Below are 22729 nucleotides of genomic sequence, written 5' to 3' on the forward strand. Positions count from 1 at the left end.
TCTATCGCCAACGACACACTGTCATGACCACGACCTATCACTTCCAGACCGTCAAGCACATCGTGCACGGCGCCCACAGCCTCGATCTGCTAGCGGACAAACTTGCCTTGCTCGATACGCCGGTCAAACGCATCGCCTTGATCACCCAGCCCGCGATGGAGGCGCTCGGTGTGATCGATCGCGTGACGGCCGCGCTTGCCGAAAAAGACGTCGAAGTGCTGATCGTGCGCGATGTCGAACCCGAGCCCACCATCGGCAATGTGGAAAGCGTGTTCAGCGAACAGATCGCCCCGTTCGCGCCGCACGCGATCCTGTCGATCGGCGGCGGCAGCGTGCTCGACGCAGCCAAACTGTTTGCCGTGCGCCTGACCAATGAACAGCCGCTGCGCGAATGGCTCGGCATCGATCTGATAAAGAAGCCGGGGGTGCCGTTGATCCTCGTGCCGACCACCGCCGGCACCGGCTCGGAAGTGACGCCCAATGCGATCGTCACGTTGCCGGACGAGGCGCTGAAGGTCGGCATCGTGAGCCGCCATCTGTTGCCGCAGCTTGTCATTCTCGATGCCGCCCTGACGCTGAAATTGCCGAAGGCGATCACCGCGGCGACCGGCATGGATGCGTTCGTGCATTCGCTCGAATCGTATATCTCGACCAAGGCGAATCCGATCAGCGATATGTTCGCGATGGAATCGATGAGGCGGATCGGCGCGAACATCATCGAAGCGTACGAGCATGGCGAATCGATCAAGGCGCGCGAAGCCATGATGCTCGGCTCGATGTACGGCGGTCTCGCGTTGACGGCAGCCGGCACGGCCGCGGTGCACGCGCTCGCGTATCCGCTTGGCGGCATGTTCAACATCACGCACGGCGTGGCGAACGCGATGCTGTTGCCGCATGTGATGGCCTTCAATATGGATGCCTGCGCGGGCCGCCTCGCGGACGTCGCGCATGCGTTGTCGCTCTGCGCGCATGGCGATAATGAAGAGACCGCCGCGCGCAAGCTGATCGCACGCATCGACGAATGGACGGCGGCCGTGGATATTCCGCAGGATCTGCGCAAGTTCGGCGTCAGCGAAAACGATCTCGACGCGCTCGCGGTGGCGGCGGCGAAAGTCAAACGGCTGCTCGGCAACAACCCGAAGCCGCTGTCGCTCGACGACATGAAAACGATCTATCGCCGCCTGCTGCCATGAGCCTCGCACGCGAACGCCGCTTGCGGCTCCTGATCATCGGCGACGACCTGTCGGGCACGGCCGACTGCGCCGTGACAGGCGCGCGCCTCGGCTTGCGCAGTGTCGTGACGCTGGATGCAAACGCGTCCTCAGCGTCGGCGATGCGCGCAGCGAGCAAAGAACCCGACATGATCGACGTGCTCGCCGTCGATGCCGATTCGCGCCGGCTCGATGCGACGTCAGCGGCACGCCGTCATGTGGAGGTGTGGGACGAACTCGGCCACGCGGAGACGAAGCTCTACAAGAAAGTCGATTCGACGCTGCGCGGCAACTTCGCCGCGGAAGTGGCGGCACTGGTGCCGCTCGCCGGCATGGCGATCGTGGCGCCCGCATTTCCGGCCGCCGGCCGCACGACACGCGACGCACGCCAATGGCTGAACGGCGTGGCGGTGGAAGAAACCGAAGTGTGGCGCAATGAAGGATTCAGCGGCGAGGCCAATCTTCTGGCGATGCTCGAGCAATACGGTGTGCGCACGGTTGCACTGACGTTGACCGAGGTTCGCGCAGACCCCGCCGTGTTGACGAACCAACTCGACACGCTGCGCGAGGCGGGTATTCAGGCTGTGGTGTGCGACAGCGAAACGGACGACGACTTGCGGCGGGTTGCCCGCGCGTCCGCCCCCTTACGCGGCGTATTCTGGGTGGGTTCAGCAGGGCTGGCGGGCGATCTGATGAGCACGCTGAATTTGACCGACGCAACGGCGCCTGCCACACCGCCTGCCACACCGCTCACGGCACCCGCACATCACGCACCGAATCAGCCGGTACTGACCGTTGTCGGCAGCATGTCGAGCGTCTCGCATGCCCAGATCGAGCGGTTGAAAGCAGAAGCGGGCAGCACGCTGATCCCGTTCGAAGTCGACACGCGGACGCTGCTTGCCGAGCCGCTTACGGAGGCGCATGCGAATCTCACCCGCAAGGTTAGCGCAGCGCTGCAACAGGGGCGGCACGTTGTCGTCTCGCTGAGTCAGTCCGATCGCAGCAGCGTCGCCGACGGCCTGTTGTTTTGCCAGCGTCTTGCAGCGCTGCTCACCCCGGCATTGCCGTTCGCCGGCAGCGTCATCGCCACCGGCGGCGAGACCGCGCGCGCGTTGTTGTCCGCTGCCGGCATCGGCCAGTTGCGGATCGTCGAAGAAATCGAAAGCGGTGTGCCGCTGCTGCACGCGGATCACAACGGGCGCCGCCTGTGCGTCGTCACCAAGGCGGGCGGCTTCGGCCATCCCGGCACGCTTCATCTTGCCTGGCGGAAACTCGTCGGCGTTCAACGCATTGCCCGGCCTTACGAGGCCACCCTCAAAGGACTCCCCACAATGACCTATCGTCCAGTTATCGGCATCACCATGGGCGATGCTGCCGGCGTCGGCCCGGAAATCGTCATGAAGGCGCTGGCGCATGCCTCCGTCTACGAACAGTGCCGCCCGCTAGTGATCGGCGACACCGCACGTTTGCGCGATGCGGGCAAATGCGCGGGCCTCGCGCTCGAGGTGCGCTCGATCGGCAGTCCCGCGGAGGCCGGCTTCGAATGCGGCGTGGTCGATTGCATCGATCTCGGCCTGATTCCCGCTGATCTGCCGTACGGCAAACTCTCGGCGATCGCGGGCGATGCGGCGTATCAGTACATTGCGCGCACCGTCAAACTGACTTCGGCTGGCGAACTGGACGCGATCTGCACGGCGCCGCTGAACAAGGAAGCACTGCACGCCGGCGGCCACATTTTTCCCGGACATACGGAGATGCTCGCGCATCTCACCGGCATCGACGAAGTGTCGATGATGCTCGTCGCGCCGAAGCTGCGCGTGATTCACGTCACGACGCACATCGGCCTGCTCGATGCGATTCGCCGGATCGAACCGGGTCTCGTGCAACGGACCATCGAGCGCGCGCATGAAACGCTCGTGCGCGCCGGTATCGACAACCCGCGTATCGGCGTCTGCGGGATCAATCCGCATGCGGGCGAGAACGGGCTGTTCGGCTACGGCGAGGAAGAGGAAAAGATCATTCCGGCCGTGCAGGTGCTGCAGGCACGCGGCTGGGATGTGGAAGGCCCGTTGCCTGCCGACACGCTGTTTTTCCGCGCCGGCCGCGGCGATTTCGACGTGGTGGTCGCGATGTATCACGACCAGGGACACGGCCCGGTCAAGGTGATGGGCCTCGAGGCCGGCGTCAACGTGACCGTCGGTCTGCCGGTGATTCGTACCTCGGTCGATCACGGTACGGCGTTCGACATCGCCGGCAAGGGTGTCGCCGACGAAGGCAGCATGCTCGAGGCGTTGAAACAGGCACTCGATCTCGCGACGCGGCACTCCGAACTGGAAGCCTGAGCGCGGATCGCAAGTCGGCAACACCAGGCCGCGCTCGTGCGGCGAAAACAGATTCTCGGCCGCCGAGAAGGCGGGGACACGCCCGGCGGCCGGATTTTTCGATGCGAAGACGTCGTCAAAATACATTGGAGACACCATGGCAACTTTTAGCTACTGGGACACAGCGATCATCATCGGGATGGTCGTGCTCTACATTCTTCTGACCAGCTGGTTCAGCGTCAAACTGCGCAGCCGCAATTCCGAACAGTTCATGGTGGCGTCGCGCTCGATGCCGGCCGTGGTCGTCGCGGTATTGCTGATGTCGGAATTCATCGGCGCGAAGTCGACGGTCGGCACCTCGCAGGAAGCGTTCAGTGCGGGGGTCGCGGCGTCGTGGTCGGTGATCGCCGCTTCGATCGGCTTTCTGTTCTTTGGCCTCTTCATGGCCAAACGTCTCTACAGTTCGGGTGAATTCACGATCTCCGGCTTCATTGCCATGAAGTACGGCAAACGCGCCAAGCTGGTCGTCTCGGCGATCATGATCTATGCGCTGTTCCTCGTGAACGTGGGCAACTATGTGAGCGGCGCGGCGGCGATTTCGACGGTGATGCGTATCAATCTGCCGACCGCCGCGGTGATCACGGCGATCGTGAGTACGGTGTATTTTGCGTGGGGCGGCTTGAAGAGCGTCGCGTATCTGACCATCGTGCATAGCGCGGTCAAGCTGATCGGCATTGCGATTCTGGTGATCGTGGCGTGGCAAATGACCGGTGGCATCAAGCCCATGATGGCGCAGATGCCCGAGCATTACTTCACATGGAACGGCTCGCTCAGCAACGGTACGATCGGCGCGTGGATCATCGGCACGGCAGGCGCGATCTTCTCGACGCAGTTCATCATTCAGGCGATTTCCGCGACCCGTTCACCCGAGGCGGCGCGCAATGCCTCGCTGCTGGCCGCGGCATTGTGCGTGCCGATCTCGATCGCGCTGGGTTTCCTCGGCGTGGCCGCCAAGTTTCTGTTTCCCCACATCAAGAGCCTCTATGCGCTGCCGGTGTTTCTGCAACACATGAATCCGCTGCTGGCTGGCGTCGTGACGACCTCGCTCGTCGCGTCGATTTTCGTCAGCGTGTGCACGGTGGCGCTGGCGATCGCCTCGCTGGTGGTGAAGGATTTCTATGTGCCGCGCTACAACCCCGCGCCGGATGTCGAACTGCGCATGACGCGCTGGATTTCGCTCGTGGTCGGACTCGTGCCCCTCCTGTTCGTGCTGTTCGTGCCGCAGATTCTCGCGCTGTCGTTCTTCACGCGCGCGCTGCGGCTGACGGTCTCCGTGGTGGCCTTGATCGGCATCTATCTGCCTTTCTTCAACAGCAGCCGTGGGGCGATGGCCGCGCTGATCATCGCGACGATCTCGACCACGGTGTGGTATCTGCTCGGCAATCCGTTCGGTATCGACAACATGTATGTGTCGCTGGTGACGCCGGCTGTCGTTATCGTGCTGGAAAAACTGCTGTTTCCCTCGGATTCCAAGCCGGTCGGCGCGAGCGGCGAGCGGCTCCAGCATCGTGAATCACATTGAATTGACGTATTCAGGAGAACCCCGGATGACTTCCATCCTCACAGAAGCCCCGACCCCGGCAGCGTGGGACGGCCATGTACGCGTGGCCTATGCCGATGCGCAGCGCCGCGACGCCTGGTTGCCATCCCCGTGCGTGCAGAACCACGCGGCCAATCTGCATGCGCTGCCCAATGGCGACCTGCTGTGTGTCTGGTTCGGCGGCACGCAGGAAGGGATTCCCGACGTGTCGATCTACCTGTCGCGCTTGACTGCGGGTAGCGGCGTCTGGTCCGAGCCCGAGAAGCTGTCGAACGACCCGACGCGCTCCGAGCAGAACCCCGTGCTGTTCACCGCGCCCGATGGCCGTTTGTGGCTGACTTATACCGCGCAGTTGTCCGGCCATCAGAACACGGCGATCGTGCGGCGGCGCATCTCGTCCGACGGCGGCGTAACCTGGGGGACGATCGAAACGTTGTTCGATCGCGCGGGCACCTTCGTGCGTCAGCCGATCGTCGTGCTGCCGGATGGCGCATGGTTGTGCCCGGTGTTCCTCTGCCGCACCGAACCCGGCGAGCGCTGGGTCGGCAACAACGACATCAGCGCCGTGCTGATCTCCGAAGACGAAGGACGCTCGTGGCGCGAGCATGAAGTGCCCGATAGCGTGGGCTGCGTGCATATGAACGTGCAGGTACTCGCCGACGGCTCGTTGCTCGCACTGTTTCGCAGCCGCTGGGCGGATTTTATCTACGCGAGCCGCTCGAAAGACGGCCGCGCGTGGAGCGCGCCGCAAGCGACCATGCTGCCGAACAACAACTCGTCGATCCAGTTCGTGCGGCTGAAAAACGGCCATCTCGCGCTGGTGTTCAACGAGAGCGACGCGTCGCATAGCACCGGGCGGCGCGCCTCGCTGTACGACGATATCGAAGATTCGGAAGACAGCGGCGCGTTGCGCGATCAAGGCGCATCGGCGCACGGCAGCGCTTTCTGGGGCGCACCGCGCAGCCCGATGTCACTGGCTGTTTCCGAAGACGGCGGCCATACCTGGGCGCGCCGGCGCAATCTGGAAATCGGCGACGGCTACTGCATGACGAACAACTCGGCCGAGCAGCGCAATCGCGAGTATTCGTACCCGTCGATCGTGCAATCGGCCGACGGCGCATTGCATATTGCTTTCACGTACTTCCGGCAACGGATCAAATACGTGAGCGTCGACGAAGCCTGGGTGCGCGGCTAATGCGGTAAGTGAAGCGGCAGGGACGGACAAACCGGTTTTGAGCAGGCCGGCAAGGGACACGGCGTACGAATGGAAATTCGCTACACTAGGCACACTTTTTCGCGCGCTCATGGCGCGCTGTCGCTTAACCGGTTCCTCCGATCCAAGATCATGAAAGTTGCGAAACGCCGCGAGGCGATGCTTCACGCTGTGCTGGGCGGGATGACAGATGTCGGTACGCTGTGCGAGCACTTCGGCATGTCCGAGGCGACCGTGCGGCGCGATTTGCGCGCGCTCGCTGAAGATCGCCAGATTCTGCGCACCTATGGCGGCGCGGCCGCGGTCAGCGCGCACGAACCGGAAGCGTCGCTCGACGAGCGCAGCGAGAGCTTTCGCGAGCAGAAGGATGCGATTGCGCGCGCGGCGCTCGCGCATGTCCAGGAAGACGACACGCTGTTTCTCGACGGCGGGACGACCACCGCGGCGCTTGCCCGGCAATTGATCGGGTATCGCTCGATTCATGTCGTGACGAACAACCTGCTGGTGGTCGGCGCGCTCGCGGCCAGCACGGTGCGGGTGACGTTGATCGGCGGCGATATCCGCTCGTCGAGTATGAGTACGCTGGGGCCGCTGGCGCAGCTTGCGCTGAGCCGCCTGAGTTTCGACAAGGCGTTTCTCGGTGCCGACGGCGTGACGGCGACACGCGGCCTGTGTGAGGCGACGGCCGAGCAGGCATATCTGAAGGAATGCGTGATCCGCCAGGCGGCGAGCGTGTTCGTGCTGGTTACCGCCGACAAGCTCGGCCGTGCCAGCCAGCAACACTGGACGCCGCTCGAGCGGGACTGGACGTTGATTACCGATGACGCGGCAGAGCCGCAGGAACTGGCCTTGTTCGACGAGCGAGGCGAGGTGACGGTGGAGACCGTGGCGGCCCGATAAGCGTTCGTGCCGGTCCTCCGTAACCGAAATTCAAGGGGAAACGGAGTGACAGCGAAATCTGTTGGGCAAAGGCATGTCGTGGTGACGGGGGCGTCGTCGGGAATCGGCGAGGCGATCGTCCAGCGCCTGCTGGCGGAGGGGTGGCGCGTGACGGGCTTGTGCCGGACACCGGCGAAGCACGACATCGAACACCTGAAGATCGTCCCCGTCGACGTGACGGATTTTGCCGCGCTGGAACCGGTGGTCGATGCCATCGGCGCGTGCGATGCGTTCGTGCATGCGGCCGGCTTCATGCGCACGGCGCCGCTCGGCGAACTGGTCGCCGAAGACGGTGCGGCGATGTGGCGAATCCATGTCGACGCAGCCGCGTTTCTCGTCAATGCGTTGCTGCCGAACCTGTCAGCGGGCGGCCGGATCGTGCTGATCGGCAGCCGGACGGCGAATGGCGCTCCCACCCGCAGCCAATACGCGGCGACCAAAGCGGCGCTGGTCGGCATGGCCCGATCGTGGGCCGCCGAACTTGCGCCGCGCGGCATCACCGTCAATGTGGTGGCGCCAGGCGCCACCGATACGCCGCTACTCAGCCATCCCGCCCGCGCGGGTACGCCGCCTAAATTGCCGCCGATCGGCCGCTTCGTCAAACCGTCGGAAGTGGCCGCGCTGACCGCCTTCCTGCTTGGCGCCGATGCGGGCGCGGTTACCGGACAGCAGATTGTGATGTGCGGGGGCGCGTCGCTCTAGGCCGGCGTGATTTCGATCACAGGCGCTTTGCCAGCCGGATTCGCACCGCGTCTGGTCACCCCACCTGTCGGCCGGCCCTAACTGGCAAGCACTGCCGTGGGTTCCTCCGCCCGTATCCCCTTGCGATACCGCCCGAGCCCCACGATACCAATCAGCGACACGGCTGAGAGCAGGGTGAAGAACATCGCCAGCGGCAGCCACTCGCCCTTGTATTGCTGCGCGAGCATCGTACCGATCAACGGCGTCGTTCCACCGGCGATGGTCGCGCACAGTTGATAGGCGATCGAAATGCCGGAGTAGCGAACCTGGGTTGGAAATGCCGGCGTCATGAAACCGGCAATGACAGCGTAGGTGGCGGACAGCACTACCACCGCAAGTGAGATGCCTGCCACGATCGCGACGGGGCTTTGCGTCTTGACGAGCAGGAACATCGGGTAGGGCGTGAACATCGACACCAGCGCGGCCTAGGTCAGAAAGCGGGTCTCGCCGACGCGTTGGGCCAGCAGTGCCGAAATTGGCTGCGACGCCAACTGGATGAGGGTGACGACAAACAGGCAATCGAGAATGAACGATTTCGACATGCCGAGATAACCCGTGACATACGAAATCATGAACGTGTTGGTGAAGAAGAATCCGGCGGAGCCGATCGTCGTGGCCATCGCCGCCATCACGATCGGATACCACGCGGTACGCAGCACTTCCTTGACGGGCGACTTCAGCACCTCGCGATTCTTGCGAAGCTGCTCGAACTCGGGCGACTCCTTGACACCGAGACGGATCGCCATGCCGATCAACAGCAGTACGAAGCTGGCCAGAAACGGCAGGCGCCAGCCCCACGCCACGAAGCTGTCGTGATCGAGGGAGGTGACGAGCCTGAATGACACCAGCGAAAGAATCAGGCCGATCGGGCTACCCATCTGCGGCAGGGACGCGAAGAACGTTTTACGGCCGGCTGGCGCGTGCTCGCTCGCCATCAGCACCGCGCCGCCCCATTCGCCCCCCACGGCAATACCTTGCAAAATCCGCAGCAGCACCAGCAAAACCGGCGCCCAGATGCCTATGCTGCTATAGCCGGGCAGCAGGCCGATGCCGGTCGTGGCGATCCCCATCAGGAACATGGTCAGCAGCAGCATCTTCTTGCGGCCGAGCTTGTCGCCGAGATGCCCGAAGACCGCACCGCTCAACGGGCGCGCAACGAAGCCGACAAAGAACGTGCCGAACGAGGCCATCGTACTGAGAAAGTGATTGCTGCTTGGGAAGAACACCTCGCCAAGCACGAGCGCGGCGGCGGTCGCATAGGTGTAGTAGTCGTAATACTCGACGGCCGTGCCGATCAAAGCGGCGGTGGCGGCGCGCACGGGCTGATGCGTCGGTTCAGAATGGGACATGGGGAATCCTGTTGATGGACGGCAGCGTTGGTTTGATTAGCGTTTTTATCGGTCGCCGAAATGCGCCTGCCAAATTCGGATTTTTTATCTTCACTATCAGGATGGCTAATGGTTGCCGGACGGTTGCCGGATCGTTCGCCAGGTCTACGCGTTGCGGCTGTCGTCAAAGGCGCGCAGCAGGGCATCGCGGGCGATCAACCGTTGCGCGTTATTACGCTCCGGGTAGTCGATCCATGCCGATCCATCGGCGGCGGCCGGATTTGCCTGCTGTGCCGCGTGCGCGTCGATGAGCGCGTGCGCCGCCCGCACGTCTTCCGAAGATGGCGTCAGCGCACGGTGAATCGCCGGCACGTGCTCTGCAAACACGACGCTTTTTGAGGCGAATCCGAGTTGCGTGGAGAGCTTCAGGTCGTGCTCGAGCACCTGCGCCGCGCGATACGTACACGGAAGATCGATCGGCACACAGCCGGCGGCAACGCACTCGATCAGAAAGCGGCTGCGTGCGTATAGCAGTTCGTTGCCGTCAGGCGTGCGGCGCGCGCCGAGATTCGCCGCCAGGTCTTCGACCGCGAGCATGCAGCACTTTATGCGTGCTCCCACGTGAAGTAGCGCGCCCAGATTGACCAGACCCTGCGCGGATTCGATAACTGGAACCACCTCCGTCGAGCCCGCCGGGATGCCCAGCTTGCGCTCGATGGCGGCGAGCGCATCGTCGAGCGCGGCCAGTTGGGCCGCGCTTTGCGCGTGCGGCAGAAAAATTGCCCGTGGGTGGCCGGGCATGACGCCTTCGAGATCGGCATGGCCGTCGTGCTCCAGGGTGTTGATCCGGACCGAGCCGAACGTGCCGGCTGCAGCCGCGTCGCGCAATAGCGTGACAATGCGCTCGCGTGCCTGCGGCCGGTCTTGTGGCGCGGTCATCTCTTCCAGGTCGGCGACGACGGCGTCGGCGCCGCTCTGCAGGGCCGCTGCGCGGGCCACGGCATTGTTGCCGGGTACGAAGAGCCACGTGCGCCTGACACCTGGCGCACGCACCGCTTGATGGGTGTTCATGCGGCTTGCCCGGCGCGCGTCAGCATCGCGTGAAGCAGCACGTCGGTACCTCGCGTGACGTCTTCCGGCAACGCGTCTTCGGCTTCGTTATGGCTCAGACCGTCGACGCAGGGAATGAAGATCATCGCCGTCGGACAATGTTTGGCGAGGTGGATCGCGTCGTGTCCGGCGCCGCTGATGATGCGTTGATGCGGATAGTCCAGCGCCTCCACCGCGTTGCTGACCGCGGCAATGCAATGCGGATCGAACGGCGTGGCAGGACTGACCCAGTGCTGTGTTATCTCGAGCGTCAGGCGGCGGCGCTTTGCAATCACGTCGAAACGCTCGCGCAGCGCTGTTTCCATGTTGCCGATCAGCGCGTCGTCCGGGTGACGCAGGTCCACCGTGAACGTCAGGTCCGCCGCGATGGTGTTGCGCGACGCATTACGGATGTGCAGCTCACCAATGGTGGCGAGACCTTGCGGGAAAAACTCCGCTGCGATGCGCTCCAGTTCCGCGGCCATTTCCGCGCTTGCGAACAGTGCATCGCGGCGGTACTGCATCGGCGTCGTGCCCGCGTGCGCGGCTTGCCCACGCACGTGCACATCGAGCCAGCGAATCGCCTGGCCACCTGTCACCACGCCGATCGGCACGCCGCTTTCCTCGAGAACGGGACCCTGTTCAATGTGCGCCTCGAAGTACGCGTCGAAGACAATACCGGGCACGGCGCGCGCGCCGGCATAGCCGGTGGTTTGCAGCGCCTCTTCGACCGAGGTGCCGTCGGCATCGCGCGTGTTCAACGCCTGAGCGAGCGGCATGACGCCGGTGAAGGCCGCCGATCCGAGCATGGCCGGCGTGAAGCGCGCGCCTTCCTCATTGGTCCATACGACGATCTCGATGGGCTTGTCGGTTTCAATGTTCGCGTCGTTCAGGGTGCGCACGACTTCGAGCGCGGCGAGCACGCCGTAGACCCCGTCGAAGCGGCCGCCCTCGGGCTGGGTGTCGAGGTGACTCCCGCTCGCGACGGGCGCTGCGTCGTTCCGTTTGCCGGCGCGGCGCGCGAAGAGATTGCCCACCTGATCGACCGACAACGTGAGCCCGGCCTCGACGCACCACTGCGAAAAAAGTGCCCGGCCTGCCGCGTCCTGCGGGGTCAGTGCGAGGCGCCGCACGCCGCCTGCGGGCGTGGCGCCGACGGCGGCCATGTTCATCAGGCTCGTCCAGAGCCGCTCACCGTTGATTTTTAGCATCACCTACTCCTGAAGCCGCGGCGCAATCGCCGCGTCGGGTTCGTCGTGATGCCTTTATCGGTAATCAAAAATGATAAGTCTAATTTCTAATTCTAATCCTCAGTATAATTTTCGTGGATGATGTAAACAGTGAGGCTCATCGTGAGCAAAGACCGCCCGGACACGTACCTGAACGACCGCCTTGACTGGAATCTGCTGCGCACTTTTCTCGCGATTGCGAAAGAGGGCAGCGTGAGCCGCGCGGCGACCAGGCTGCATCTGACGCAGCCGGCCGTGAGCCAGGCGCTGCGCCGTCTGGAGGAGCAGTTGGGACTGCGCCTCGTAGACCGTCACGGTCCACGTATCGAGGTCACGCAGGCGGGTATCGAAGTAAAACAGATTGCTGAGGACGTGTATGGCACGATCTCGCGCCTGTCGCTTGCCGAGGTGGATCGCGATCACGATATCTCCGGCATGGTGCGCGTGAGTACCGTCAGCGGTATCGACTTTCCGGCCTACGACACGTTTCTTGCCGAATTTCATCGCACGTATCCGCGTATCGAACTCGAAAGCCAGGAAATGCGCAGCGCCGACGTAGTGAACAGCCTTCAGCAAAAGTCCGCGACGCTCGGACTGACACCGCGGCGCGCATTACCCAAACGGGTCGACAGCCGTGTGTTTTTGCGGCAACGGTATGCACTTTTCTGCGGGCGTCACCATCCTTTGTTTGGACGCAGCGACATTCGGGTCGCCGACCTGGCCGGCGAGAAGTTTGTCTCCTTCACCGGCGACAAGGTGGGCGATCACATGTCGCCGCTCACGTTCTTTCGTGACGAGATGGGCTTCACGGGGCGCGTGGTCGGCTCGTCGTCGAGCATGACCGAGGTGCGGCGATTCATCTTCGCGGGGTTCGGCATTGGCTGTCTGCCGGAACACGTGGTGCGCGACGACATCGCTCAAGGCCGCCTTCAGCGGTTGCCGCCCGACGACGGTGTGGCCGACCTCGATATCTACATGCTGTGGTCACAGGACCGCAAGTTGAGCGCCGCTGAAGCCGCGTTTATCGATGCGCTGAATGTGTTCATCGACGGCCAGGCGGCGGGCGCCGAACCTTAGCGCCTCGCCCGGCAGTCGCGTTCAATAAGTGCGCTTAACAACCTCGTTCATTAACTTCGTTCAATAACCGCGCGTGACGTCGACCACATTCAGCAGCGGTTCGCCGCGGATCAGCCTGCGTGCGTTGTGCGCCACTTGCGTGCCGATCGTCTCCGAGCTTGCGACCGACGCCATGTGGGGCGTCACGATCAGATTCGGCGCCCGCCATAAGTGATCTTCGGGCGGTAACGGTTCGGTCGGAAACACATCGACGATCGCACCGCCGATCTGTCCGCTCGTGAGCGCCGCGATCAGATCCGCGGGGACCAGATGCTCGCCACGGCCAACGTGAATCAGTTTCGCGCCGGGCCGCAAGTGTTCGAAGGTGGTCTCGTTGAGAATCCAGCGGGTTTCGTGCGTGAGCGGCAGGAGGCACACGAGAATGTCGGTCCCCTGAAGAAATGACTTGAATTGCTCGGGACCGGCGAAGGTGCTTACGCCCGGCAGTTCACGGGGCTGGCGCGCCCAGCCGCGCACCGCGAAGCCGAAGCGCTGCAGGTCCGTCGCGACGCGGCTGCCGATTTCTCCCAGTCCCATGATGCCGACGGCACATTCGGATGCATCGCGTTGAGCGTGGCGGAACCAGCGGTCGAGACGCTGATTGGCGAGCACGCGGTCGAGTTGACGATGAAAGTGCAGCACTCCCCACGTGACGAATTCGCCCATTCCACGTGCATGTTGCGGATCGACGACCCGGCACAGCGGCACGGCGGGTAGCGCGGGATCGGACAGAATGTTGTCGACGCCCGCGGCGATGCTATGCACGAGCCGCAGTTTCGGCAGCGCCGCCAGCGCGCCGGCCGGCGGATTCCAGCACACGGCGATTTCCGCATCGCCGGCGGATTGCTCGCCGTGCAGCACGACGTCGAGGTCAGGGGCGGCGCGCTGAATCGGCTGCACCAGGTGTGACATGTCGAAGTCACGGCTCATCAGAACGAGTTTGGTCATTGCATCGAATCGGAAAGCGGGTCTAGTTGCGGTAGTCGGATTGCGGGTCGTCGATCAGCCGTAACGCCGCGCGCCACGCCAGCTCCGCAATTTCCGCGGAGTCTTCGCGGGCGAACTGGCTCGCGGTCAGCTCGCACACTTCTCGCGACGGAATGCGCAGCGTGCTGCCGCCAGCCAGCGCCTGGATTTGCGCCTGACAGGCCCGCTCGAGGAAATAGATTTCATGGAAGGCTTCGGCTGCCGTGGCGCCTGCCGCAAGCAGCCCGTGATTGCGCAGAATCATCGCCTTGCAGGAACCGAGGTCGCGCACCAGACGCTCGCGCTCGCCGAGTTCGAGCGCGATGCCTTCGTAATCGTGATAGGCGAGCTTGCCGTAGAACTTCAACGCATGCTGACTGATCGGCAGCAGTCCTTGTTCCTGGGCCGATACCGCGGTGCCGGCGGCCGTATGCGTATGGATCACGAAATGCAGGTCGTCGCGTGCCGCGTGAATGGCGGAATGAATCGTGAACCCGGCCGCGTTCACACGAAACAGTGTGGGCTCGCTGTGCGCCCGTTCGTCGATCACGTTGCCGAGATGATCGATCTTCACGAGGTCCGACGCGCGCATCTCGTGAAACAGCACGCCATAGCGGTTGATCAGAAACGCCGGCGGCTCGCCCGGTGAGCCGGGCAGGCGCGCGGTGATGTGCGTGTCGATCATGTCGGTCATGCGGAAGTGAGCGGCCAGCCGGTAGAGCGCCGCCAGTTCCTCCCGTACCTGCTGTTCGGCGCCCAACGGCGCCGGTTTGTCGCTGATGCGATCGGGTGTTGCCGTGGATTGCATTTCAGAAGTCTCCCTGTTTTTCACGTGCTGTAGCGGTCACTGTAGTGCGCGTAGTGTTCGTTAGCGGGTCAGTATCCGTCAATTTCATTGTTTTAATGCTGATCATTAGCGGCGCGAATAGTTGACGGCATGAAGCATTGCAGAACCTCGTGAATCGGTTCTTTGGCACTGAGCCGAGCCAGTATGGCAGGCTCCGCGCGATCGGACGCGAGCGCCGGATCGATTACGGCAGCGAGGGCCGGCGCTTGAGCGAACAGTACGCCGTTGTCGTCGGCCAGCACGATGTCGCCTGGGCGGACCACGATCCCGCCGCACATCACCGGCTCGTTGAACAGACTCGACGCCGTGTCGCGTTTCTTGGTCGTCAGCAAAGACGTGCCGCGCGCGAACACCGGCAACCCCGTGCTGCGGAGTTCGATGAGATCGGTCACCATGCCGTCGACGATCACACCTCTCGCGCCGGCGTTGAGCGCGGCGCATGCCGTGACCGCTCCGACCGGCGCATGCGTGTGGTCACCGTTCATGTCGATCACCAGCACGTCGCCGGGTTTGAGTTGCGACAGCGCGCGGTTCACGGGAATGGCGTCGGGCGACAGCAGCTTGAGCGTCACCGCGCGCCCGATCACCTTCACGTTGGGGACCATCGCGCGAACGCGATGGTCCGCGAAGCCGTCCTCCAGAAAGTGTCCGAGGGTCGGGAAACTGACGGCCTCAAGGCTGCGCAGTAAAGATGATTGTGCGGTGGCGGCCATAAGTGAAGTGTTTTCCGTTTTCATATCAGGCCTTCACGAAAGGCTCGCGGTGGCGGCACTGGCGCGCGCCGTGGACGAGATATCGCGGCGCAGCGTTTCCGCGAGCAGCACGAGCGCGAGTACCGACACCGCGGCCGAGCCCATCATGTACCACGCTACCGACGAACCGCGGCCCGTCGCGGACAACAGCGCGGTGGTGACGATCGGCGTGGCCGCACTGCCGAGCAGCCCTGACAACATATAGCTCACCGAGAGACCGGAGTAGCGAACCTCGGTACCGAACAACTCCGCGAGGAAGGTGGCGATGGGGCCGTAGTTCGCGGCGAAGGCGGTCATCATCAGCAGATAGCCGAGCAGGGCGAACGAAAACTCGCGCGTATCCAGTAGCCAGAACAGCGGAAAAGCAAGCAGGGCCTCCGCGACGATGCCGCCGATAATCACCGGTTTGCGACCCACGATATCGGAAAGCTTGCCGAAGGCCGGCAGCAACACGATGCAAAGCGCGCACGCAATCAAGGCAATGGAGAGCATGGCGTTACGCGAAAAACCCAGCGTCTGCGTGCCATAAGTGAGCCCGAAGGCGACGATCAGATTGAACGAGGTGCCCGTCGACATGGTCGCAATGCCGCCGAGCAGAACCTGCTTCCAGTAGCGCGTGAGCACCTCGGCGATCGGCAGCTTGACCTGGGCGTCGGCTTCCTTGACCTTGCGAAACGACGGCGTTTCCGATGTATTCAACCGGATATAGAGCCCAACGCCCACGAGCAGTGCGCTCGCCAGGAACGGAATGCGCCAGCCCCACGAGAGCAGTGCTTCGTTTGACAGCATGGCATTGCTGACCAGAAACGCCAGATTGGCGATCAAGGTGCCGGCGGGCACGCCGATCTGCACCCACGACCCATACAGTCCACGCTTGTTGGCAGGGGCGTGTTCCACCGCCATCAGCACGGCGCCGCCCCACTCGCCGCCGAGCGCGAGCCCCTGGATGAGGCGCAAGGTGAGCAGCAGAATGGGCGCCCAGATTCCGATCGACGCGTAGTTTGGCAGCAGGCCGATCGAGAACGTCGCGATGCCCATGATGATGAGCGAGACCAGCAGCATGGCCTTGCGCCCCAGGCGGTCGCCGAAATGGCCGAACAGCGCGGCGCCCACAATGCGCGCGAGATAGGCGGAGGCGAACGTGCCGAATGCCAGCAAGGTGCCGACTAATGGCACAAAGCCGGGAAAGAACACCTTGTTGAAAACGAGTGCCGAGGCGGTGGCGAAAACGAACAGGTCATACCATTCGACGGTCGTGCCGATCACACTCGCTACCGCGATCCTGTTCATGTTGGCCGGGGTGCCGTCTGATGACGGCGGCATGTCCGCGGGGCGCTGGGACGTCATGGTTTTCTCCTTGAGGCATGGCGGTTTCAGTGGATGAACGCAGCCATTGCGCGCATGGCCTGGTGCCTTTATCGGAAGCCAAAAACAATAAGTACAAGTCTGTTTTCTAATCCTTTGTATTAATGTCGCGAATGATCGACGGCCGGTCCGGCGAGGCATCCTGTCCTGTGCATAAAACGGTACCTTGCATTAAACAATACTGGGTGCTAGAGTTCGTTCATCGTTTGGTGGACAGGCGCATTCTTCACCAGTGCATAGCAAGGTACCGTGCTATGCACACTAATGTAATGGAACTGAATGAAAACGCAGCTCAAGAAGGGAACGCTCGACATGTGCGTGTTGGCTGTACTCGCCGGTGGCGACAGCTACGCCTACGAGCTCGTCTCGACGCTTTCGGAAACCATGGAGATCAGCGAGGGCACGATCTACCCGCTGATGCGCCGCTTGCAGGCCGAAGCGTGGGTGTCGACCTATTTCGTGGAATCCAGCTCGGGGCCGCCGCGCAAGTACTACTCGCTGACGGCGGCAGGCCGCAACAGTCTGGCGGAAATGCGCGGCGAATGGCGCAGTTTTGTCGATGAAGTCAATGGCGTGCTGGCCTTGTCCGGTACGTCCTCAGGAACAGGGGAAAAGCAATGACGCAGGACGCATTCATCCAGCAATTGCGCCACGAACTGCAGAGTCTGCCGAAGCACGTGGTCGACGAAATCGTCGCCGACTATCGCGAGTACTTCGGCGACGCGCTCGCAGCGGGCCGCAGCGAGGCGGAGGTGGTGGCAGCGCTCGGCGACCCGGTCAAGCTCGCACGCGAACTGAAGGCGCAGGCGAGCTTCCGCCAGTGGGAAACGCGGCGCTCGTTCGGCAACCTGATGCGGGTGATCGTGTCGATCGCGGGGCTCGGCCTGTTGCAATTGCTGCTGCTGATTCCGTTCATGTTCTACCTGCTGATACTGACGATCTGCTACGCGGTCTCGGGGGCGCTCACGGTTGCCGGGTTCGTGATGGTGGTCGCGCTCGGGAGTCATCATCTGTTCGGGTGGCCGCCGTTCCATTCGGTGCCGTTCAGCTTCGAGAGCAGTGACGTGAAGATGGACCAGCAGGCGGGCGGTGGCGGAAACGGCAACGGGAACAGCAACGGCAGCAGCAGCGCGTCGCAAGACGATAGCGATGCGGATCACGCATCCGCGCAGGCCGACGCGCGACTCGCAGCCATCAACATGAAAGCATTCCGGGTGGACGGCGACCGTTTCCTGCTGCGGCCGGATGCAGCCAGACGGATTTCCATCGTGACGCTAGCCGGACCCATCGATATCAAGAATGACGACGGCAATCTCAAGATCAATTCCGTCGGCGGCGCGCGCGATCTGTTCAAGGTCGACCCGGACGGTACATGGTCGATCGCCTCCGCCGATATCATCGCGCTCGATCTTAAGGATGGCGAAGGGGATAAAGTTTCGGTCGCACGCATTGGAACCGGTGCGAAATCGATGGCGTGGGACATCAGGAATCACGGCGAACACCTGTCCTTCGTACAAGGTACGGATGACGGCGGTAAAGGCCTGGTGGTCCGCCGCGGGTCGGAATCGGTCGTGATCGATCGCGACCATGTTGTGATCCGGGGCGGTTCGCAAAGCGCCGTCATGGTCGGTTCGCACGGCTCGGGTATCGGCGCGATGATCTACGGATTCGCGATGCTGGTCGCCGGCATCGTCGGCTTGTGGTTGTGCTTGTGGTTGACGCGCGTTACATGGCGCGGCCTGGTCCGATATGTTCAGCGGCAACTCGATCTGATTACCACCCGGCTCGACGAAGGGCACTCTGCCTGAACTGCAGCGCGGATTGGCTGACGTTTCAATCCTCAATCCATGCTCATCCGATAGAAAGGAAGCGGCCATGAACCTGCACTATTCAGGCGGTACGGCAGTCTCCACGCGCTCGCAAACTGCGTCCGGGCTGCGCTGCCCGGACAGCCGCGTGGTCCGCTTACGGAGCGTGGCAGGCTGGCTCGCGCAAGGGTTTCGTATCGCTCGTGCGAATCCGGTGCTATGGCTCGGGGCGATTCCTGGTTGCGCCGATTTCGCGACGCTGTTCGAACGGGTGCCGCCGTTGCGGGTGCTCGCGGTGCTCGTCGGGCCGATCCTTGCCGCGGGTCTGGTGCTGATGCAGGAACGCTCGAGCAATGCGCGCCCTTGGGCGATTCGCGAGACGGTGGAGGCCGTCAACGTGCATCGCAATGCGTTGATTGCGATCGGGGTGTGCGGCGCCGCCGCTGCTTGTGCGGGCCAGTTGATTTCGTTCGCGATGTTCAACGTATCCATGAAGGCGTCTATTACGCCCAATGGCATGCATGATCTGACGATCGTCTACGGCGCGCACAACGGCTCGGGCAATGCGCTGGAACCGCTACTCAATTTTCTCGGCTATGCGCTCGCGGCTTCGCTTGTCTGGTTTGCGCCGACGCTGGTTGTTCTGAACAACGTTTCGCCGCTGAACGCGATGGCGGCAAGTTTGCGTGCTGTCGTGCGCAACTGGCGGATCGCGCTCCTTTACGGAATCGTGATCGCGGGGGTGCTTGCGGGCACCGCCTTGCTGCCCAACCCGGCGGCGATGCTCGTGCGTGGGTTGGTGGCGATGCCGCTACTCAGCGCGTTGATCGTTCTGTCGAGGTACGGCGCTTATCGCGGCATATTTGGGCAAGCATAAGAGCCGGCCTCGCGTCGGGCTGAAAAACATAGCGGCCCGTTCGAGATAAGGATATCGGAATTGAATCATTCTCCCGGCACGTCCTGATCGCTACGCTTGCAGACATATTGCATGCGAGGGCCTATGGCTGCTTCTGTTTCCACGTCTGCTTCCACGTCTTTCTCCACGCGGCGACGCGCGCTGAAACTGCTCAGCGCAGTGCCGGCGCTGGCCGCAACCGGCGCATTTCATGCGCGCAACGTGCAGGCCGCCGATCTGGCCTCGATCACGCTCGTGCTCGGCGACCAGGCCGGCGGTACGCGGGCGCTGGCCGAAGCGGCGAAGGTGCTCGACGGCACGCCGTACGCATTTCGCTGGGCCAACTTCCAGGGCGCGGCGCCGCTTTTCGAGGCGCAACGCGCGGGCGCCGTCGATCTTGCTCCGGCAGGCGACTTGCCGGTGCTTGCCGCGGCGGTTGGTGATCCGAGCCTGAAGATCGTCGCGACGCGCGTGGGTTCGGGCGCGCAACTCGGCATTCTGGTTGCACGCGATTCGCCGATTCGCAAGGTGGCGGATCTGAAGGGGCGCGACGTGTTCGTGTCGTCGGCGCGCGGCAGTATTTCGCAATTCCAGTTGTATGGCGCGCTCGCCGAGGCCGGACTCTCGAAAGACGATGTCAAGGTTCGCTTCATCCTGCCAGTCGATGCGTTTGCTGCATTCGCGTCCGGATCGATCGACGTGTGGGCGACCTTCGATCCGTACTACGGCATCGCGATCCAGCGCGGCGCGCGCGTTTTGCGCGACGGGTCCGGCATCAATAGCGGTCTCGGTTTCATCACTGCTTCGGGCGCCGCGCTTGCGGATGCGCGCAAACGCGTGGCGATTGCCGACGTTCTGCTCCGGTTGCAACGCGCGGGGGATTGGGCGCTTGCGAATCCCGATGCCTACGCGCAGATCTACGCGACATTGACGCGCTCACCGCTCGACGCCGCGAAGCAAATCACCCAGCGCGCGTCATTGAAGCAGCACTTCGTGACCGACGCGGATATCGCCGCACTCCAGAAAGTGGCCGATAGCGCGGATCGCGACGCGATCCTGCCGCGCCGCATCGACGTCCGTTCGATCGCCGAGACGCACATCGCGCGGGTCTGAAGCGGGCATGCAAACAGAGCCTAGCTTGCCATGTGCACCTGGAGCATGGCCGGCAGGCTGGCGCTGAGCTCCGACATGCCGAGCAACAACAACGCGCCGCACAGCAATAGAAGCAGCGGATTGAGTCGGGTGCTGAGCAACGTCGCGACAGAAACGATGGCAATCGCTTTGGCCGGAAGCCCGCCGTCGAGCGACTTCAGCAAAACCCATCCCGCGGCGAGAATCATGCCGGAGGCCACGGGGCGCAGCCCGCGCTCGAGCGCCAATTGCCACGCCGCGCCCTGATAGCGTGCCCAGATGTGGGTCACGCCGTAGATCAGGATGCCGGTTGGCGCGAGCAAGGCCAGCGTGGCCACCACCGCGCCCCAGAACCCGGCGATTTGCCATCCGATCAAGGTGGCCAGCAGCGAGCCAGGGCCCGGCGCCATGCGTGAAATCGCGAAATCGACACTAAACTGGGCATGTGTCATCCATCCATGCACGTCGACAACCTGCCGCTGGATATCGGCGATGATGGCCTGCCCGCCGCCTATTGTTACCAACGACAAGGGCGCAAAAACCGCAGCAAGCTGTAGAAGAACGCGATTCGACATGGCTAGGCTTTGCGGAGTTTGAGGTATTCAAGCAGCACGCTCGAGCTGCCCGCGCCGATTACGACCCACACCAGCGGCAGGCGCAATATGCCGACCGCGACGAAGGTGCCCGCGAGAAAGAGCAAAGGGAGGAGTCTGCGTGGCACCCGGAGTGCGGTCGTCACGCCCATCGACAACGACAACCCGGTGGCCGCCGCGGCCGCGCCCGCGAGCAGGATGTGAGCGAGCGGGAAGTGCAGCAGATGCTCGAAAACCGTGCCGAGAATAATAATCAGAATGGCGGGCGGAACGATGATGCCGGTGACTGCCAGCAGCGCGCCGCGCCAGCCGAGCAGACGGTGGCCGATCCAGATCGCCATGTTTTTGACGTTGATGCCCGGCAGTGCCTGCGAAATGGCCAGGCCGTTCAGAAAGTCTTCTTCACTGATCCAGCCGCGATCCTGGACGAATTCCCGCAGCAGCCAGCCGCTCAGGCCGCCACCGAAACTGGTGAGTCCGATACGGCTGAATATAAGGAAAAGCCCGCTGAGGGTGGGCGGCCGACTCGTGTTAGCAATTTGTTGGGACATCGAATCTTCCAGTCAGATTGACGGTTGACGGGCGAAAATGGACGTTTTGGCAACGCATGCCCGATCCCGTACGCCTTGAAAAATTATATCAACGGCTAGTTTCTTTCCGGACCCAGAAGGCCTTCGATATCGTCACGCGGATGGCGGCGGATCGACTGGGGTGACTTCATGCCGGTCAAGGTTCGGCCCCATTGCCCCGGTTAGATCCGGGTTGGACCTCGGTTTTACCCCGGTCGCACAGGGCATTTTTGACCAAGACGGCCTCCCGCGAGACTGAGTATGCTAGACGTCATCAGTCATTTCATGCGGGGACTTCAAGGTGGCGCACTATCTTTGCCATGAGCAGCCGGACCTACTCGAATTCGACACGAGCGTGATCGCCTCCCGGCCCGGCGCAGTCGTGCTGGGCCGCTCCGCCTTGCACCCGGGCGGCGGCGGCCAGGTGTCGGATGCGGCGACGCTGACGCACGCGCACGGCGTGGTCCACATTACCGGCGTCGCGCCGGAAGGCGGCATGCTGTGGCATCTGCTCGATGAGCCGCTCGAACTGGATGGCGACGTGCACGTGGCCGTCGACGCGGCCCGGCGTGCCACCGTCGCCCAGCTTCACACCGCCACGCATATTCTCAACGCGCTCGTCTATCAGCGCTTCGCCGGTGCGCTCGTGACCGGTGCGCAGATCAATGCCGACGGCACCGCCCGCATGGACTTCGACTTGCCCGACGCGGATAACGACGCGCTGCGCCTGCTGGAGGAACCCGCCAACGAGGTGATTCGCAGCGCCATGGACGTGCGGACCTACTACGTCAGCGAAACGGAGGCGAAGTCGACGCAGGGCCTGATTCGCAGCCTCTCGGTGGCGCCGCCGCCGACCTCCGACGGCGCGGTGCGGATCGTCGAGATCGGCGACCTGGACCGGCAGGCTTGCGGCGGCACGCACCTCACCAATACGGCGCAATCGAGACCGATCCGGATCGTGAAGATCGAGAACAAGGGCCGCCGCAATCGCCGGGTCAGAATAGAATTGGTTTAAC

The 22729-nt window shown here is 63.2% G+C and carries 20 protein-coding genes and 1 pseudogene; 12 read left to right on the forward strand and 9 right to left on the reverse strand.

What is annotated here, in order from left to right; all coding sequences use genetic code 11:
• Window positions 1–23: 23 nt before the first annotated feature.
• The 6 genes from PQR67_RS18250 (at window position 24) to PQR67_RS18275 (ending at window position 7986) form a co-directional block, all read left to right on the forward strand.
• Window positions 24–1193, forward strand: coding sequence for an iron-containing alcohol dehydrogenase (locus PQR67_RS18250; protein ID WP_408461999.1), 1170 nt, complete (start codon window positions 24–26; stop codon window positions 1191–1193).
• Window positions 1190–3553, forward strand: a complete 2364-nt coding sequence (gene pdxA, locus PQR67_RS18255; RefSeq protein ID WP_408462002.1) for a 4-hydroxythreonine-4-phosphate dehydrogenase PdxA — start codon at window positions 1190–1192, stop codon at window positions 3551–3553. The genes PQR67_RS18250 and pdxA overlap by 4 nt, the downstream gene beginning before the upstream one ends.
• Window positions 3554–3689: 136 nt before the next feature.
• Window positions 3690–5114: a sodium:solute symporter family protein gene (locus PQR67_RS18260; protein WP_408462005.1), complete on the forward strand. Its 1425-nt coding sequence runs from the start codon at window positions 3690–3692 to the stop codon at window positions 5112–5114.
• A gap of 25 nt (window positions 5115–5139) precedes the next feature.
• Window positions 5140–6327: a sialidase family protein gene (locus tag PQR67_RS18265; RefSeq protein ID WP_408462008.1), complete on the forward strand. Its 1188-nt coding sequence runs from the start codon at window positions 5140–5142 to the stop codon at window positions 6325–6327.
• A gap of 150 nt (window positions 6328–6477) precedes the next feature.
• A complete protein-coding gene (locus PQR67_RS18270; RefSeq protein ID WP_408462011.1) occupies window positions 6478–7245 on the forward strand; it encodes a DeoR/GlpR family DNA-binding transcription regulator in 768 nt (255 codons plus the stop codon).
• A gap of 45 nt (window positions 7246–7290) precedes the next feature.
• Entirely contained in the window at window positions 7291–7986 is a 696-nt protein-coding gene (locus PQR67_RS18275; protein WP_408462014.1) for an SDR family NAD(P)-dependent oxidoreductase, read from the forward strand.
• A 77-nt stretch (window positions 7987–8063) separates the two neighbouring features.
• On the opposite strand, the pseudogene PQR67_RS18280 reads toward PQR67_RS18275, so the two are convergent.
• From PQR67_RS18280 to PQR67_RS18290, 3 genes and pseudogenes are all read right to left on the reverse strand, one after another.
• A pseudogene (locus PQR67_RS18280) lies at window positions 8064–9374 on the reverse strand (MFS transporter).
• A gap of 144 nt (window positions 9375–9518) precedes the next feature.
• Window positions 9519–10424 (reverse strand): HpcH/HpaI aldolase/citrate lyase family protein, encoded by a 906-nt coding sequence (locus tag PQR67_RS18285; RefSeq protein ID WP_408462017.1) that lies wholly within the window; start codon window positions 10422–10424, stop codon window positions 9519–9521.
• On the reverse strand, window positions 10421–11653 hold the full coding sequence (locus tag PQR67_RS18290; RefSeq protein ID WP_408462020.1) for a Zn-dependent hydrolase: 1233 nt from the start codon (window positions 11651–11653) through the stop codon (window positions 10421–10423). Before PQR67_RS18290 ends, PQR67_RS18285 begins: the two co-directional genes overlap by 4 nt.
• Before the next feature lie 141 nt (window positions 11654–11794).
• Between PQR67_RS18290 and PQR67_RS18295 the strand changes: the two genes are divergently transcribed.
• Window positions 11795–12748: a LysR family transcriptional regulator gene (locus PQR67_RS18295; RefSeq protein ID WP_408462023.1), complete on the forward strand. Its 954-nt coding sequence runs from the start codon at window positions 11795–11797 to the stop codon at window positions 12746–12748.
• Window positions 12749–12808: 60 nt separating this feature from the next.
• Here the strand turns inward: PQR67_RS18295 and PQR67_RS18300 are convergent, their stop codons facing one another.
• The 4 genes from PQR67_RS18300 to PQR67_RS18315 form a co-directional block, all read right to left on the reverse strand.
• Window positions 12809–13735: a 2-hydroxyacid dehydrogenase gene (locus PQR67_RS18300; RefSeq protein ID WP_408462026.1), complete on the reverse strand. Its 927-nt coding sequence runs from the start codon at window positions 13733–13735 to the stop codon at window positions 12809–12811.
• Window positions 13736–13757: 22 nt separating this feature from the next.
• On the reverse strand, window positions 13758–14561 hold the full coding sequence (locus PQR67_RS18305; RefSeq protein ID WP_408462029.1) for a class II aldolase/adducin family protein: 804 nt from the start codon (window positions 14559–14561) through the stop codon (window positions 13758–13760).
• Between the two features lie 92 nt (window positions 14562–14653).
• Entirely contained in the window at window positions 14654–15313 is a 660-nt protein-coding gene (locus PQR67_RS18310; RefSeq protein ID WP_408462032.1) for an RraA family protein, read from the reverse strand.
• 33 nt (window positions 15314–15346) lie between these two features.
• A complete protein-coding gene (locus PQR67_RS18315; protein ID WP_408462034.1) occupies window positions 15347–16699 on the reverse strand; it encodes an MFS transporter in 1353 nt (450 codons plus the stop codon).
• Window positions 16700–16996: 297 nt separating this feature from the next.
• On the opposite strand from PQR67_RS18315, the gene PQR67_RS18320 reads away from it, so the two are divergent.
• From PQR67_RS18320 to PQR67_RS18335, 4 genes are all read left to right on the forward strand, one after another.
• Window positions 16997–17338, forward strand: a complete 342-nt coding sequence (locus PQR67_RS18320) for a PadR family transcriptional regulator (protein WP_408462037.1) — start codon at window positions 16997–16999, stop codon at window positions 17336–17338.
• Entirely contained in the window at window positions 17335–18525 is a 1191-nt protein-coding gene (locus tag PQR67_RS18325) for a DUF1700 domain-containing protein (RefSeq protein ID WP_408462040.1), read from the forward strand. Before PQR67_RS18320 ends, PQR67_RS18325 begins: the two co-directional genes overlap by 4 nt.
• Before the next feature lie 67 nt (window positions 18526–18592).
• A complete protein-coding gene (locus PQR67_RS18330) occupies window positions 18593–19402 on the forward strand; it encodes a BPSS1780 family membrane protein (RefSeq protein WP_408462043.1) in 810 nt (269 codons plus the stop codon).
• Between the two features lie 123 nt (window positions 19403–19525).
• Window positions 19526–20533, forward strand: coding sequence for an ABC transporter substrate-binding protein (locus PQR67_RS18335; RefSeq protein WP_408462046.1), 1008 nt, complete (start codon window positions 19526–19528; stop codon window positions 20531–20533).
• Between the two features lie 20 nt (window positions 20534–20553).
• Here PQR67_RS18335 and PQR67_RS18340 read toward each other — a convergent pair whose 3' ends face one another.
• Both PQR67_RS18340 and PQR67_RS18345 read right to left on the reverse strand, forming a co-directional pair.
• Window positions 20554–21126 carry a chromate transporter gene (locus PQR67_RS18340; RefSeq protein WP_408462049.1) on the reverse strand — a complete coding sequence of 191 codons (573 nt, stop codon included), beginning with the start codon at window positions 21124–21126 and terminating at the stop codon, window positions 20554–20556.
• A gap of 2 nt (window positions 21127–21128) precedes the next feature.
• Entirely contained in the window at window positions 21129–21695 is a 567-nt protein-coding gene (locus PQR67_RS18345) for a chromate transporter (protein WP_408462052.1), read from the reverse strand.
• 319 nt (window positions 21696–22014) lie between these two features.
• Between PQR67_RS18345 and PQR67_RS18350 the strand changes: the two genes are divergently transcribed.
• Entirely contained in the window at window positions 22015–22728 is a 714-nt protein-coding gene (locus PQR67_RS18350) for an alanyl-tRNA editing protein (protein WP_408462055.1), read from the forward strand.
• Window position 22729: the final 1 nt, after the last annotated feature.

Source organism: Paraburkholderia fungorum (genome assembly GCF_046026025.1).
In the GTDB taxonomy this organism is placed as follows: domain Bacteria; phylum Pseudomonadota; class Gammaproteobacteria; order Burkholderiales; family Burkholderiaceae; genus Paraburkholderia; species Paraburkholderia fungorum_E.